Origin of the sequence: Halothiobacillus diazotrophicus (assembly GCF_001663815.1) — a bacterium.
Lineage (GTDB): Bacteria > Pseudomonadota > Gammaproteobacteria > Halothiobacillales > Halothiobacillaceae > Halothiobacillus > Halothiobacillus diazotrophicus.
The window spans coordinates 571733-587258 of record NZ_CP016027.1 but is presented as its reverse complement, the minus strand read 5'-3'; the positions used below and the strand labels follow the sequence as shown (position 1 = coordinate 587258).

Annotated in this window: 11 protein-coding genes; 3 read left to right on the top strand and 8 right to left on the bottom strand. The window is 58.5% G+C overall.

What is annotated here, in order from left to right:
- Positions 1-18: 18 nt before the first annotated feature.
- The 7 genes from A9404_RS02675 to dusA all read right to left on the bottom strand — a co-directional run bounded on the left by A9404_RS02675 (position 19) and on the right by dusA (position 8506).
- Positions 19-1803 (bottom strand): ABC transporter ATP-binding protein/permease, encoded by a 1785-nt coding sequence (locus A9404_RS02675; protein ID WP_082922675.1) that lies wholly within the window; start codon positions 1801-1803, stop codon positions 19-21.
- A 78-nt stretch (positions 1804-1881) separates the two neighbouring features.
- Positions 1882-3447: an apolipoprotein N-acyltransferase gene (gene lnt / locus A9404_RS02670; RefSeq protein WP_066098423.1), complete on the bottom strand. Its 1566-nt coding sequence runs from the start codon at positions 3445-3447 to the stop codon at positions 1882-1884.
- Complete coding sequence (locus tag A9404_RS02665) at positions 3444-4346, bottom strand: HlyC/CorC family transporter (RefSeq protein WP_066102656.1); 903 nt, start codon at positions 4344-4346, stop codon at positions 3444-3446. Before A9404_RS02665 ends, lnt begins: the two co-directional genes overlap by 4 nt.
- A 30-nt stretch (positions 4347-4376) precedes the next feature.
- Positions 4377-4871 carry an rRNA maturation RNase YbeY gene (gene ybeY, locus A9404_RS02660; protein WP_066098421.1) on the bottom strand — a complete coding sequence of 165 codons (495 nt, stop codon included), beginning with the start codon at positions 4869-4871 and terminating at the stop codon, positions 4377-4379.
- Complete coding sequence (locus A9404_RS02655; RefSeq protein WP_066098419.1) at positions 4868-5848, bottom strand: PhoH family protein; 981 nt, start codon at positions 5846-5848, stop codon at positions 4868-4870. The genes ybeY and A9404_RS02655 overlap by 4 nt, the downstream gene beginning before the upstream one ends.
- Positions 5848-7224, bottom strand: coding sequence for a tRNA (N6-isopentenyl adenosine(37)-C2)-methylthiotransferase MiaB (gene miaB, locus A9404_RS02650; protein ID WP_066098417.1), 1377 nt, complete (start codon positions 7222-7224; stop codon positions 5848-5850). The genes A9404_RS02655 and miaB overlap by 1 nt, the downstream gene beginning before the upstream one ends.
- 163 nt (positions 7225-7387) lie before the next feature.
- The gene (gene dusA, locus A9404_RS02645) at positions 7388-8506 is read right to left on the bottom strand and encodes a tRNA dihydrouridine(20/20a) synthase DusA (protein ID WP_082923000.1); all 1119 of its coding nucleotides are present in this window, start codon (positions 8504-8506) and stop codon (positions 7388-7390) included.
- Between the two features lie 360 nt (positions 8507-8866).
- Here dusA and A9404_RS02640 point away from each other — a divergent pair, with 360 nt between their 5' ends.
- The 3 genes from A9404_RS02640 to A9404_RS02630 are packed head-to-tail and all read left to right on the top strand — an operon-like array spanning position 8867 to position 13825.
- The gene (locus A9404_RS02640; RefSeq protein ID WP_066098415.1) at positions 8867-9943 is read left to right on the top strand and encodes an HlyD family secretion protein; all 1077 of its coding nucleotides are present in this window, start codon (positions 8867-8869) and stop codon (positions 9941-9943) included.
- Positions 9919-12702, top strand: coding sequence for a ribosome-associated ATPase/putative transporter RbbA (rbbA, locus tag A9404_RS02635; RefSeq protein ID WP_066098414.1), 2784 nt, complete (start codon positions 9919-9921; stop codon positions 12700-12702). The genes A9404_RS02640 and rbbA overlap by 25 nt, the downstream gene beginning before the upstream one ends.
- Position 12703: 1 nt before the next feature.
- Positions 12704-13825: an ABC transporter permease gene (locus A9404_RS02630; protein WP_066098412.1), complete on the top strand. Its 1122-nt coding sequence runs from the start codon at positions 12704-12706 to the stop codon at positions 13823-13825.
- Here the strand turns inward: A9404_RS02630 and A9404_RS02625 are convergent.
- The gene (locus A9404_RS02625; RefSeq protein ID WP_156521210.1) at positions 13814-15487 is read right to left on the bottom strand and encodes a methyl-accepting chemotaxis protein; all 1674 of its coding nucleotides are present in this window, start codon (positions 15485-15487) and stop codon (positions 13814-13816) included. The two genes, A9404_RS02630 and A9404_RS02625, sit on opposite strands and share 12 nt — an antisense overlap.
- Positions 15488-15526: the final 39 nt, after the last annotated feature.

Here is a 15526-nt window from a genome sequence, read left to right as displayed (position 1 = left end):
GCGTGCCTGCAATCGCGATCAATGGCTTTCGACAAGTTTACTGTTCGACAGGGTCATGAGTCGATTGTGGAGCGGCACCAGTGAGGTGCGATGCCCCACGCTGACGATGGCGGCGTTCGGCAGCTCACTGAATATTAACTGATAAAGGGTCGTTTCACTGGTTTCATCCAGTGCGGAGGTGGCCTCATCCATGAAAATCAGGACCGGTTGCTGCAACAGAATCCGGGCAATGGCGATGCGCTGCTGTTCACCGAGGGACAGGATCTGAGACCAGGGCTCCATGGCATTCAGGTACTGGGCAAGTTCGGAGAGTCCCACTGCATTTAGAACGGCCACGATTCGATCATCCGGCGTATTGGCAACCATCGCCGGGTACAGTAATGCATCGCGAAGCGTGCCGAGCGGCAGATAGGGCCGTTGTGGCAGAAACAGTTTGGCATCCCCTTCGGGAAGATTGATCTGCCCCTGACCGAAGGGCCAGATGCCGGCCAGCGCGCGAAGCAAAGTACTCTTCCCTGCCCCTGATGCGCCCATGATCAGGGCGCGATCACCGGGAGCGAGCGTCAGATCGAAATCGCGAAGCAGACTGCGGCCATCCGGCAGATTCACGGAAAGCCCCTGCACGGCAAAACCGGTCGCGCCGATCTCGCGTTTCGTCTGGCTGATTTCCGGCGCACCCTCCCTCAGGGTTTTGACCTCTTCGACCAGCGCCCGGAATCCCTGAAGTCGATCCGTGACCGCATGCCATTGAGCGAAACTGTCATAGCTCTGTGCGATATAGGCAAATGCCCCTTGTACGTTGCCGAAGGCCGAACTGATCTGCATCAGGAAGCCCAGAGGGACGGCCTTGGCAAAGTAGGCGGAAGCCGCCGCCAGAAAGGGCAATATCACGGCGACCTGACTGAAATAGCTGCTGAACCAGTTGAAACGCTTCTGACGAAGAATCAGCCGCTTGTAGTTGTCGAATACGCGGTCGAACCGGTGTTTGAACTGAGCTTCTTCCTTAGGTTCTCCACCGTACAAAGCGACCGCTTCGCTGTTTTCCCGTAGGCGCACCAGACTGAAGCGGAAATCCGCCTGAAGACGCTGTTGATTGAAATTCAGCCAGATCAGCGGGTTGCCGACCTTTGCGGCCACCCAGGTCCAGGCAACCGCATAGAGGAGCGCGACCCACACGAGGAACCCGGGAATATGATGCTCCGCCCCCCCCCAGGGAATGACGACCTTGGCGGACAGGACCCAGAGCAAACCAACGAACGCAACCAGGTTGGCAATGGCGCTGAGAAGCCCGGTGAACAGGCTCGTGGTGTATTGGGAGAACAGATTCAGATCGTCGGCGATTCGCTGGTCGGGGTTATCCTGCCCGCGCTTGAAAACCTCCATGTGGTAGTAGGTTTGGGCACTCAGATAGCGATCGAGGTAATCCCCCGTCAACCAGCGCCGCCAGCGGAGATCCAGCAATTGGGTCAGATAAGTCTGGTAGACGCTGAGGGCGATCGCTGAAAACGCGAGAATTGCAAACTCACCCAGCAGTTTCCAGAATCCCGCCTGATCGTAGTTCTGCAACGCATTGTAGAAGCGGTTGTACCAATCCGTGATCTGCAGATTGATGAACACGAGCATCAGGGTAAGCACGATGATGGCCGCGAGGAAACCACGGGCCTTCCAACGTTCATCGGATTCCGAAAAGTAGGGTTTGGCCAGGGCCCAAACCGTGGCAAAGAATGCTCGATTGAATTTCCTCGGCTGGTTCGCCAGGGCCACGATGCCAGGTGTATGGTCTTTGGGGTCGATGGATTGCATGGTTTCAGTCTTAGTTCTTTTCACTCAATTCAGTGGGACGACACAATCTCATCTTTGAGGCCCGGGCAGCCGCCAGGTTCAATCCCGGTACGGGTTGCGTCGCCGCAGCAACCCCGCACCGCCCCACAGAAGGACTGACAGCAGAATAATCGGCCAGGACTGTAGATGATAGAAGGGGGTGGTGCCCTGGTAGGGCTGAACATCGGCTTTGAGAAACCCCTGTCGATCGACGCCCAGCGTCTCGTAGGGGCGTCCACGCGCATCGATAAAGGCGGAGATGCCGGTGTTGGTCGCTCGAACCAGAGGGCGGCCGAATTCGCGGGCACGTACGGCGGCCATTTGCAGGTTCTGATGCGGAGCCAGGCTGTCGCCGAACCAGGAATCGTTGGAGACATTCACCAGAATGCCGGCATCGGGCAAATCATGGCGGATATCGCGGGCGAAGTCGGCTTCGTAGCAGATCGATGGGCCGATCCGAACGCCCTTCACCACGGGGAGCGGCTGATCGACAGCGCCGGGTGTGAGGTCGGACATCGGTATGTCGATCAGGCCCGAGAACAAATCCATCAGGGGACGCAGCGGCATGTATTCGCTGAACGGCACGAGGTGTGCCTTGCTGTGGCTGCCGATTCGCCCGGGAATGCCGACCAGACTGTTGAAGTAATGGCCGTCACGATCCTGTGTAAAGGTTCCGACCAGATAATCGACCCCTGTATCACGGGCGCGCTGATCCAATATCTGACGGAACCAGTCGAGATCCGAGAGTACGTCGGGAATTGCCGTTTCGGGCCAGATGACGAGATCTGCCGCACCAATTCCGTCGGACAGTGCGAGATACGTATGCAAGGTCTGGTTGAGGAAGGCCGGATCGAACTTCTGCATCTGAGGGACATTGGCCTGGGCGACGCCCACGAGAAGCGGCTGTCCAACCGGTTGCGTCCACTGAATTCGTCCCAGCCCCATCCCCGCGAGCAGGATCGCGACCACCCCGGCCACAGAAACCCAGACGCCGATCTGGGGACCTAGCCCCGAACGTCGCCTCAGTTCAAGCCCTATCCAGGCCAACAGCACGGACAGGGACAGCACGATCAGCGTGACACCGTATTCCCCAAACAGCGGCAAGTAGCCACCCAGCGGGCTGGCAACCTGTGCCACGCCCAGATCGAGCCACGGAAAGCCACTCAGTATCCACCCACGCAGCCATTCAACAAACGCCCAGCTACCGATGAAAGCCATCGATAGCCAAAGGAAGGCGCGTCCTGAGACAGGTTGGTGTGAATCAATACCACCCGCCCGTACAGCGAGCCAGGTGGTGAGGCCGCCGTACAAAGCAAGGGCGCCCACGAACAACAGGGTGATCAAGGCAGCGATCGGGGCAATGGCGCCCCCGAACAAGGTCAGACTCAGATAGACCCAACTCACACCGATACCAAACTGGCCCAGCGCAAAGGCATAACCGATCCAGAATCCCCTTTTGGCACTTTGTCCGATCAGCAGGAGCAGCAGAATGGCCGGGCTCAGGATGGTGACGGGCCAAAAATCCAAGGGCGCAAATCCCACCGGCAGCACGGCACCGGCAAGAAAAGCCCAGAAAAGACGCCAGCGGAACCGAAGCAGACTCGGGACGTCGGACGCCAACCTCATCCGGCGTGTTCCGGTGTTTCGATACCACTGGGTGCCGATTGGGCCAGGGGGGTAACCAGCAACAGATGCAGGCGCCGCTTGTCCGCACCGAGAATCTTGAATTCAAATCCGCCCAGACGGACGACTTCGCCCCGACGAGGCAAATGACCCAGCTCATGGGTAATCAGTCCACCGATCGTGTCGTACTCGTCGTCCGGGAATTCCGTATTGAAGCGTTCGTTGAACTCGTCGATGGTTGTCAGTGCGCGCACGGTGAAACGATGGGAGGCCTGTTCCCGGATATTGATCCGCTCCTCCGTGTCGTATTCGTCATCGATATCCCCGACGATTTCCTCCAGCACATCCTCGATGGTCACCAGACCGGCTACGCCACCGAACTCATCCAGCACGATCGCCATGTGTGTGCGCGTGAGCCGGAATTCGGCGAGCAACGCATCGAGGCGCTTGCTTTCCGGGACGAACATCGCCGCCCGAATGTGTTTGCTGAGATCGAAATCCGCCTGTTCCGGCTTGTCCGGCTGCTCCGAATAGAAGTGCAGGAGTTCCTTGACGAGCAGCACGCCGACAATCTCATCGCGGTTTTCGCGGATGACGGGATAACGGGAGTGGCCGGTTTCCGCGATTTTGGCCAGGATGTCGGACAGGGAGACCGTCGCGTCGATCACGTCCATCTGGCCGCGGGGAATCATGATGTCCCGCACACGCGATTCGTGAAACTGGAGTACGGAATCGATCAGACCGTAGGCGGAGTGCGGAATCACGTTGTTCCGTGCGGCGCTGTCGACGACGGTCAGGATGTCGTCGCGGGTCTGTATTTGGTTGATGCACCATTGTTTGCGCAGGCGGCTGAACCAACCGGGTTCAGTGCTGCGCGACGGACTACTCGGATCATCGTCCATGGTCAGTTTAATCTCCATTGGCTAAGGGATTCACTCAGGGGGTTCATAGGGATTTCGTATATTCAAACGACGAAGCGCGACGATTTCAAGGGCTTCCATCGCTTCGGCTTCCAATTCGGTTTCGTGATCGTGCCCCAACAGATGCAGGACGCCATGAATGACCAGATGTGCGGCATGCTCCATCGAGGATTTTTTCTGCGCCTTGGCCTCCCGCACCAGTACCGGCGCGCAGATGACGAGATCGCCCAGATAGCGTTCCTGTGCCAGCAACTCTTCGGGTAGATCGCTGGAGTCATAGGGAAATGAAAGCACATTCGTCGCATAGTTTTTGTGACGGTACTGCGCGTTGAGTGCCTGCCCCTCTTCCGCATCGACAAATCGGATGGTCAACGAGACGCATCCTTTCAGGGGCAACCCCAACAGAGCCGATTCCACCCAGGTTGTCAGGCGTTCTCGGGACGGACAGCGCAATGCGGTCGCCTTCTGGCGGTCGACCAGCACCTCGAGCGGAAAATTTCCGTTCATCGGGATGACGACTCGCTTTGACCGGTCGTCCGACGGTCATAGGCATCGACGATTCGCATGACCAGGGGATGGCGAACGACGTCGCGGGCCTGGAAGAACGTAAAGGCAATATTGTCGATCTCGCTCAATACGTCGATGGCGTCGCGCAGCCCGGAGGTCACGCCGCGCGGCAGATCGATCTGGGTCACGTCGCCGGTGACGACGGCCTTGCTGCCGAATCCGATGCGGGTCAGGAACATCTTCATCTGTTCGATGGTGGTGTTCTGCGCCTCATCGAGGATCACGAAGGATTCGTTCAGGGTGCGACCGCGCATGAATGCCAACGGCGCTACCTCGATCACCTGCCGTTCGATGAGCTTTGTGACCTTGTCGAAGCCCAGCATCTCGTACAGCGCGTCATACATGGGGCGCAGGTAGGGATCGATCTTCTGGGCGAGATCGCCGGGCAGGAAGCCGAGTTTCTCCCCGGCCTCGACGGCTGGGCGGACCAATACGATCCTTTGAACCGCACCGCGCTCCAGGGCATCGATGGCGCTGGCGACGGCGAGATAGGTCTTGCCGGTTCCGGCCGGGCCGATGCCGAAATTGAGGTCATGGCGGGCAATCGATTGAAGATAGCGAATCTGTCGGGCACCGCGTCCGCGCACGACGCCCCGCAAGGTGATGATATGGATTTCGTCGCCGCCGGCCGGCGCATCCTGGTCCAGACCGGCCGCCTGAAGGTACAGGTTGACCCGCTCGGCGTCGATGGACTCCTTCTCGCTCAGCAGATAGAGGTCCGTCAGCACGGTTTGAGCCTGCCGGGTCGCCAGTTCGGAACCGATGAGGGTGAACTGCCCGCCCCGATGATTGATTTCGACACCGAGTCGTCGCTCGATGACGCGAAGGTGCGCATCGAAAGAACCGATCAGGTTCGAGAGACGTTCGTTGTCGATCGGGCTCATTTCGAAGGACAGGCGCGTGGCATCTCCCGACATCAGGCAGCCACCAGGTTCCGTGCCTGCGCACGAGCCAGATCCTGAGGATTGATCCCGACGAATTCCGCACGCAGCGAGTTGGGCATCACTTCGGTGATACGCACGTCGACGAACAGGCCGACCACTTCGGGACGCGCCTTGAAGATCACGCTGCGGTTGTTCTCGGTCTTGCCCACGAGCTCGTTCGGATCCTTCTTGGAGGGGCCGGACACGAGAATGGTCTGGATCGTCCCCACCATGGCGCGGGAGATCGCCTGTTCCTGCTCGGTAATCTGCGCCTGAAGGCGGTGCAGCCGCGCCTTCTTGACGGATTCAGGCTGATCGTTGGGCAGGCTGGCTGCCGGCGTGCCGGGGCGCGGGCTGTAGATGAAGCTGAAGGAGTGGTCGAAGCCGATGTCCGTCACGAGCTTCATGGTGGCTTCGAAATCGGCCTCGGTCTCGCCCGGAAAACCGACGATGAAGTCCGAGGAAAGGGAAATACCGGGCCGGGCCGCCATCAGCTTGCGCATCTTCGCCTTGTATTCCAGTGCGGTATGACCGCGTTTCATCTGAGCGAGAATCCGGTCTGATCCGGCCTGTACCGGCAGGTGCAGGAAGGCGGCCAGTTTCGGCTCGTTGCGGTAGGCCTCGATCAGACGATCGGTGAATTCAACGGGGTGCGACGTCGTGAAGCGAATGCGCCCGATGCCGTCGATCCGAGCGATGAATTCGATCAGCAAGGCCAGATCGGCGATTTGCCCGTCGTGCATCAACCCCTGGTAGGCATTCACGTTCTGGCCCAGCAGATTGACCTCGCGCACACCCTGCTCCGCCAATTCGGCGACTTCGGCAATGACGTCGTCGAAGGGACGGGAGATTTCCTCACCGCGTGTATAGGGCACCACGCAGAAGCTGCAATATTTCGAGCAGCCTTCCATGATGGAGACGAACGCCGTGACGCCCTCGGCGCGCGGGGCCGGCAGATTGTCGAACTTCTCGATTTCCGGAAAGGAAATGTCGACGACCGGTTGGCGCTGCGCCTCGACCTCGGCCACCATCTCGGGGAGACGGTGCAGGGTCTGAGGCCCGAACACGATGTCGACGAACGGTGCCCGGGTGCGGATTGCCGCCCCTTCCTGACTGGCCACGCAGCCGCCGACGCCGATGATGAGATTGGGGTTCTTTTCCTTCAGCGGACGCCAATACCCCAGTTGGGAAAACACTTTTTCCTGAGCCTTTTCCCGAATCGAACAGGTATTGAGCAGCAGAACATCGGCCTCGCTCGGGTCTTCCGTCACCACGAAACCCGAGTTGGCGCCAAGCACGTCGGCCATCTTGGCCGAATCGTACTCGTTCATCTGGCAACCCCAGGTCTTGATATGCAATTTACGCAGCACCGCAGGTGCCACGATTTCAACGGGCGCTGCAGGTGCCGGCTCAGACGATTGAGCGGCCAAAACGTCGTATGGATCAGTAGCCACTGAACACTCCGGAATCCTCGAAAATGGGGTGAAAGATACCAGAAAATGGGGGGCTTTTCAGGCATTTCAAGCCTGAATCCTATCTGGCTGCTTTTCTGGCCTGGGAACCCGTTTGTGTGGCAGCCAGAGGCACGTCCAGGGAATCGGCATGCAAGCGACTGGCGAGTTCGGCGCTTTCCCCCTCCGGTTCTTCGGGCAGGAAGGTCAGCGCTTCCCGGATCAGCGCCGGATCGCCGGGGCGCCGGGGCGTCTGCTCGGAGAGATGGCGGCGGAATTGTCGGGCGCCAGGCAGACCGTTGAACAGCGTCATCAAGGGCCGTGTCATGAGATGCAAAGGGACACCGCGTTCGATTTCTTCCGCGACATACGCGGCATAGGACGTGACGACTTCACGTCGCGAAACGATCGGATGGGGATCGTCGAACAACACCTGGTCAACGAAACGCAACCAGTCGATATGCTGGTAGGCCGCCCGCCCCACCATCACGCCGGGCAGTGTATCGAGCTCCCGCTGCATCTCGGGCAGGGTTTCCAGCTTGCCGTTGACGATGAAGGTCAACTCGGGATGCTCCTGATGAATCCGGTGAACGAAATCCCGGCGCAACGGCGGAATTTCCCGGTTTTCCTTGGGCGACAGCCCGTCCAGCCACGCCTTGCGCGCATGAATGATGAAGACGTCCGCCCCACCCTGCTCGGCGACGATTTCGACGAAACGCAGGAAGGCCTCATAGCTGTCGTTCCGGTCGATACCGATGCGTGCCTTTACGGTCACCGGGATTGTCACGGCTTCCCGCATGGCGAGGATGCCCTCGGCAACGACTTCCGGGGTGGCCATCAGACAGGCTCCAAAAGAACCGTTCTGCACGCGGTCGCTCGGGCAGCCCACATTGAGATTGATTTCGTCGTAACCGTATTCCTCGCCCATCCGTGCGGCTTCGGCCAATGCCCGGGGATCACTCCCGCCCAACTGAAGCGCAACCGGATGTTCGATGGCCGAAAACCGCAGATGTCGCTCGACATCGCCATGCAGTAGCGCCCCTGTCGTCACCATTTCGGTGTACAAGCGGGCATGACGGGTCATCAGTCGCGCGAGGTACCGGTAATGACGATCCGTCCAATCCAGCATCGGCGCTATGCAGAACCGCCAGGGGCTGAATGAAGCGATCGTCAACGGGGATGTATCGGGTGAATTGAGCATCAGGGGTAGGAAGCAGAAGTGCATCTAACGATGCCCATAGAAGAACGCCTATTTGACGTTGTACGCACTCCAATTTTATCAGACTTCAGCGGCAGTTCGCTCGTGAATGGCGTCGGGTACACCATAATCAGTCGCTCTCGATGTTTTCCACGCAGCTAAAGACACATTGTCGGTTCCTGAGCAGAACAGGACCAGAAAAACGGGATCATCTCAGACGGACACTGCCATACCCTGATCTGCCTGTTAAATGCCATTCACTGTGTAGTTGCCCGAATTTACACCGTACCCGGTCTGTGCTCTCATGCCGTGGGGCATCTCAAGGGCCTTCGCGCTCGATCCATAGGAACATAGGAAAGTGGTGTGGATAGCAAATCGCGCAGTATCTGGTGGGTTCGTAGCGGTGTCGTTGCCGCCCTGGTGCTCATTGTCGGGTGGTGGGTCTGGCAAAAAACCTCGGTAGAAACCCTGCCCCATGGCTTCGCCAGCGGCAATGGCCGGATAGAGGCTGTTGAGGTGGACGTGGCCACCACAGCAGGCGGGCGAATCGACAGCATTGCCGTCCAGGAAGGTCAATTCGTTCATCAGGGCGAACTGCTCGCGACGATGGATACCCGTGCCCTGTTGGCGCAACGTCGCGAAGCGGAATCCGCTTTGGCGCGCATCCAGGCCGATCGTGAAACGGCCGAACATCAGGTGTCGCAGCGTGAAAGTGAGCAGCGTGCCGCCGTCGCCGTTGTCGCCCAGCAGGCGGCAGCGGTCGTTGCGACACGGAAACGACTCGCACGCACCGAATCCCTCGTGCAGAAACATATGGTCGCGCAACAGACCCTGGATGATGATCGTGCCCAATATCAGGCGGCGCAAGCGGCTCTGGCTGCCGCACAGGCCCAAGTGGCGGCAGCAAATGCGGCCATCGCAACCGCGCGCTCGCAGGTCATCAGCGTACAGGCCTCGCGCGAAGCGGCACAGGCGACGATTGATCGGATACAGGCTGCCATCGACGATAGTCAGCTCAAGGCGCCATGCGACGGACGTATCCAGTACCGGGTCGCGGAACCGGGTGAAGTCCTGCCTGCCGGTGGTCGGGTGCTGAACCTGGTTAATCTCGGCGACGTCTACATGACCTTTTTTCTCCCGACTGCCGAGGCCGGTCGCGTCGCCATCGGCGCAAACGCACGAATCGTGCTCGATGCCGCCCCGGAATATGTGTTTCCGGCGACCATTTCCTATGTCGCCAGCGTGGCTCAGTTCACGCCCAAAACGGTAGAAACCCCGGAAGAGCGCGTCAAACTCATGTTTCGGATCAAGGCTCGGATCCCGCCGGCGCTTCTGAAGAAATACATCCGTAACGTCAAGACCGGTCTACCGGGCATGGCTTATGTACAGCTCGATCCCAAGGCAGTTTGGCCCACATGGTTGACGATCAGACTGCCCTGACAGAACAGCACGCAATCGTGGTCGATGCCAAGGGCATCAGCCTTCAGTACGGGGATGTTTCCGCGCTTCGCGACGTTGATCTCGAGATCCCTGCCGGAATGCTGGTGGGGCTCATTGGACCGGATGGTGTGGGCAAATCCAGCCTGATGGCCCTGATAGCCGGTGTTCGCGAAATCCAGCATGGGACGGTCACCGTATTGGGCGGCGACATGAACATCGCTGGCCACCGCAACCGGATTTGCCAGCGAATCGCCTATATGCCCCAGGGTCTGGGCAAGAACCTTTACCCGACCCTTTCCGTATTCGAAAACCTGGACTTCTTCGCACGTCTGTTCGGCCAGAAGCGTGTTGAGCGTCTGCACCGAATCGACGAACTCCTGCAATGGACCGGGCTCAGTCCCTTTGTGCGTCGCCCGGTCGAACAGCTATCCGGTGGCATGAAGCAGAAACTGGGTCTGTGCTGTGCCTTGATTCACGACCCCGATCTCCTGATCCTCGACGAACCGACCACCGGAGTCGATCCCCTCTCTCGTCGGCAATTCTGGACACTGATCGCCCGCATCCGGACTGCCCGCCCCAACCTCAGCGTCCTCGTTTCCTCGGCATATATGGACGAAGCGGCGCACTTCGATCGGCTGGTCGCAATGGATGCCGGCCGAGTACTGGCCGCGGACTCACCGGCTGAACTGATGAAGCAAACTGGTACGGATAGCCTTGAAGCGGCGTTCATTGCGCTGCTACCGTCCGCACGCGGCGCGGCATACTGTCCAATCGAGATTCCACCCCGCCCCATCGATGGCGCAAGCGATATCGTCATTGAAGCCGAGGATCTGACTATGCGCTTCGGTGATTTCATCGCGGTCGATCATGTGAGCTTTCGGATTGCACGCGGCGAGATATTCGGCTTCATCGGATCGAATGGTTGTGGCAAGACCACCACGATGAAAATGCTTACGGGGTTGTTGCCCGCAACATCCGGGTCGGCAGCCCTTTTCGGCAAGCCCGTTGATCCCCATGATCTCGCTACACGCCGCCGCGTCGGATACATGTCTCAGGGATTTTCTTTGTACTCAGAATTGAGTGTTCGCCAGAATCTCAGTTTGCATGCGCGCCTCTTCGAGATACCCCCGGAGCAGATCGACGCACGCGTTCAACGAATGCTGGACCGTTTCGATCTCAACGATGTCGTGAACAGCCTGCCTGACGCGTTACCACTCGGCCAGCGTCAGCGCCTGTCACTGGCTGTCGCGATGATTCACGAACCCGATGTCCTGATCCTCGACGAACCGACATCCGGGGTGGATCCACTCGCCCGTGACGCCTTCTGGCGGATCATGATCGATCTGTCCAGAAAGGATGACGTGACAATATTTATATCAACCCACTTCATGAACGAAGCGGCCCGCTGCGATCGCATATCGCTGATGCACGACGGGAAGGTATTGATCAGTGATACGCCGGGTGCGCTCGTGGCCGCATGTGGCGCGCCGAATCTCGAGGAGGCATTCATCGCCCATCTTCAGGCCGAAGTATCCGAGTTGGCCCCCCAATCATCACAAACTTCAGAGGCGGCCGAAATGCTCACGCCCCTCATGAATCAGCCGGAACCGTCCGAATCCGCCCAAAAAAGAGAAACGTTCGTCTGGCAACGTATGCTGAGTTACGCCCGCCGAGAATCGCTCGAATTGCAGCGCGATCCGATTCGTCTGGTCATGGCACTGGTGGGCAGCGTCATCCTGCTTTTCGTAATGGGCTACGGGATCAGCATGGACGTCCGTGATCTGACCTTTGCCGTCCTCGATCGCGATCAGACAACTACCAGTCAGAGTTACGTCAACAATCTGGCCGGTTCCCGCTACTTCATCGAACGGCCACCGCTCACGAGCTATCAAGATCTCGATCGTCGGATGCGTAGCGGCAGAATCAGTTTTGCCATCGAAATACCGCCAAATTTTGCGCGGAACATCAAGCGCGGGACCCCGGTTTCCATAGGCGTTTGGGTCGATGGGGCAATCCCGCCCAGGGCGGAGACGGTCGTGGGCTATCTCCAGGCCTTGCAGGCAAGTTGGCTGTCCGCCTACGTGCAGAGCAAACAGGCAGGCAGCGAGACGCCGCTCATGCACATCGAAACACGCTTTCGCTACAACCCCGACAATCGCAGCTTGATCGCCATGGTTCCTGCCGTCATTCCCCTACTACTTCTGCTGGTGCCGTCCATGCTGACCGCCTTGAGCGTAGTGCGTGAAAAGGAATTGGGTTCGATCATCAATTTCTATGTCACGCCGACAACACGGCTCGAATTCCTGTTAGGTAAACAATTGCCCTATGTCGTGTTGGCCATGTTGAATTTCCTGCTGTTGACCTGGCTGGCGATCAGCCTCTTCGGTATTCCCTTCACCGGCAGCTTTGCAGCCCTGTGCTTCGGCGCATTCTGGTATGTGATGTCGGCGACTAGCATGGGATTGCTGTTTTCAACCTTCATGCGGAGTCAAATTGCGGCAATTTTCGCGACGGCCCTGCTGACCATCCTGCCGGCCGTACAATTCTCGGGCATGATCGATCCGGTATCGTCCCTGGCGGGCATCGGGAGAATAATCGGTGAGATCTATCCGACGACTCATTTTCTGATCGTGGCGCGCGGCACATTCTCGAAGGCGCTGGATTTCGGTGATTTATGGTCCTCCTTCGTCCCCCTCATGCTGGCAACGCCGATTCTGCTCGCGGGGTGCGTCCTTCTTTTGAAGAAACAGGCCCGTTGAGATGCGCTTCTCACACATCTACAACCTCGGCATCAAGGAGCTTCGCAGCCTTTGGCGTGACCCCATGCTGATGTTCCTGATCGTATACACGATGACCCTTGCCGTGTATGCCGCCGGCACCGCCATGCCGGAAACCCTGAGCCGGGCGACGATTGCCGTCGTCGACGAGGATCGGTCGCCATTGTCCCACCGGCTCGTCGACGCGCTCTATCCGCCCTATTTCATGCCGCCCGTACTGACTACGCCGACAGAAATGGATCATGGACTCGATGAGGGGCGATACACCTTCGCCCTCACAATACCCCCTGGTTTCGAACGAGACGTACTGGCAGGAAAGAATCCCGGCATCCAGCTTAACGTTGACGCCACGCGCATGAATCAGGCGTATACCGGGAGCGGCTACGTACAGGCCATCATTAACGAAGAAGTGACCGCATTCATGGCGCGACACGGAAAGACGGCCATTCCGAGCGTCGATCTTGCGGTTCGTGCTCGATTCAATCCGACGCTGAGCCAATCGTTGTTTGGTGGCGTGATGGAGATGGTGGGCGACATCACGATGCTGGCCATCGTGCTGACCGGTGCCGCCCTGATCCGCGAGCGTGAGCACGGCACCATCGAGCATTTGCTCGTGATGCCGGTCACTCCCTTCGAAATCATGAGTGCCAAAATCTGGTCAATGGTGTTGGTCGTTCTTGTCGCCGTGGCCTTCTCGATGACCTTCGTGATTCAGGGGCTCCTGGCCGTACCGGTCGAGGGATCGGTGGCTTTGTTTCTGTTCGGCACGTTCCTGCAGTTGCTGGCAACAGCCTCTTTGGGCATCTTCATGGCAACCATCGCGCGATCCATGCCGCAGTTCGGACTGCTACTGATGCTTGTGCTGTTGCCCCTGCAGGTTCTTTCCGGTGCATCGACCCCTCGGGAGAACATGCCGATACTCGTGCAATATCTCATGCTGGCAGCGCCGGACACCCACTACGTGATGTTTACTCAGGCCGTTCTCTATCGCGGTGCGGGATTGACGACCGTCTGGCCACAGTTGCTCACAATGACTGTCCTTGCAGTCATTTTCTTTGCCCTCGCTTTGTTTCGATTCCGCCGGACCATCGCCTCACTGGCCTGAAGCGATGAAGCCTGTGGTCATCGATTCGCGCGACGAGGACCGGTGAGCGCCATCGCCGGTTGACCTGTCTTCATGTCCGAGTGTGAAAGCGCCCAAATGTTGATGGAGCGTGCTACTGGCAACCTCCAACTGTGACATGACGGACATAACGGAACTCATTTGCGTGCGCATCAACTCGCTACCACGCGATACGCGCTCAATTCGATCGGTCATGTCCAAGGTCACGGCCGACTGCTCGTCCGTGGAAACCGCGATATCGCGCAGCATACCGGCAACGGAATGCATGGCCTGGTCGATATCGGCTAGCAACTCACCGGTCGCTTCCCCCGACGCCACACCACGGGTAACGGCAAGGCGAACGGTTTCCAGCGTCTCGAGGACATTGCGGGTATTGACCTGGACAGAGCCTATGGTCTCGGTGATCGAGATCGTGAGTGATTTCGTGCGATTCGAGAGCTGCTTGACCTCACTCGCTACGACGGCAAAACCCCGCCCCTGCTCGCCAGCGCGTGCTGCCTCAATGGCCGCATTCAGGGCCAGAAGCGTCGTCTGCTCGGAGATGCTCTGAATCGCTTGCGTCACCTGAGCGACCTCGTGGATCGTGGCATCCAGTTGCGTCATCAGCTGGCCGGTTTGCCCCACGGTTTCGTCAATGGAGCGCAGCGCGGATATGGTTTCCTGCCCCTTACAAGTGCCCTCCCGGACGATTCCTTCTCCATGCGCTGCCGTTTCACTGGCTTGCCCCGACATGTCGGCAACGCGCCGGAAGCTGGCCGTCAATTGCTCCACGGCCGTGACCATCTGCGTCGTCTCCTGATTTTGAACGACGATATTCCGCTCGGTCTTGTCGACAATTTCACGTAGCTGCGCAACAACACCATCACTCTTGGTCACGGCATGACGCACAGCGTTCAGCGTTTCGACAAAAAGATTGAGGAATCGGTTGACGGCCCGCCCGATCAGGCTGACCTCATCCCGACGTGCATCCTGAAACCGTGTGGTGAGATCCCCGTCACTCAGCCGGTCGGAGTGCAGCTGAAACCCTTGAACTGCGCGATTAAGCGAGAGAATGAATGCCAGAGCCAACACCATTAGTACTGCCATGACGATCACCAGGGGCAATAGAATCATCAGACGCTGGCGATGAATGCTGCTATTGATATCCGCCTGCAGGGATTCGGCATGCTTCAACCCCAGATCGAGGGTCTGTTTGAAACTGCTCTGAAACGGTTTGAACTGGGCGTCGTAGACACTTTCGATCATGCCGATGGCCGACGCCGGGTCCGTCGAGGCCATATCATACAAGCTCATGCTTTTCTTGAAGTAACTATCCCAGCGCTTTTCGGTTTCATCGAGCGCTGCGGCGAACTTGGGCGCTTCGCCGGGGGTGAGTCCCTCGCGGGCTGTCTTGAAATTCGCATGCACGACCTCATTGACTTGCTTGAGCAAAGGACCCGTATCGGGATTGATCGGATCCGATTTGATCGTTGTCGTGGCCTTGGCCAACGTACGGGCGAGATCGATGTCGATTTGCGTGGATTGGTTGAACTTGATGGCCCGATCCAGCACCTCATCGGAGCCGGTCAGCGAGAGCACACTGATGAACAGTGCCAGAGCGAGCGATATTCCGAGAAGAAACAATACCTTGTTTCGTATAGACACGATGGTTCACCTGTCGAATTATGAATTTGATCGACCTGA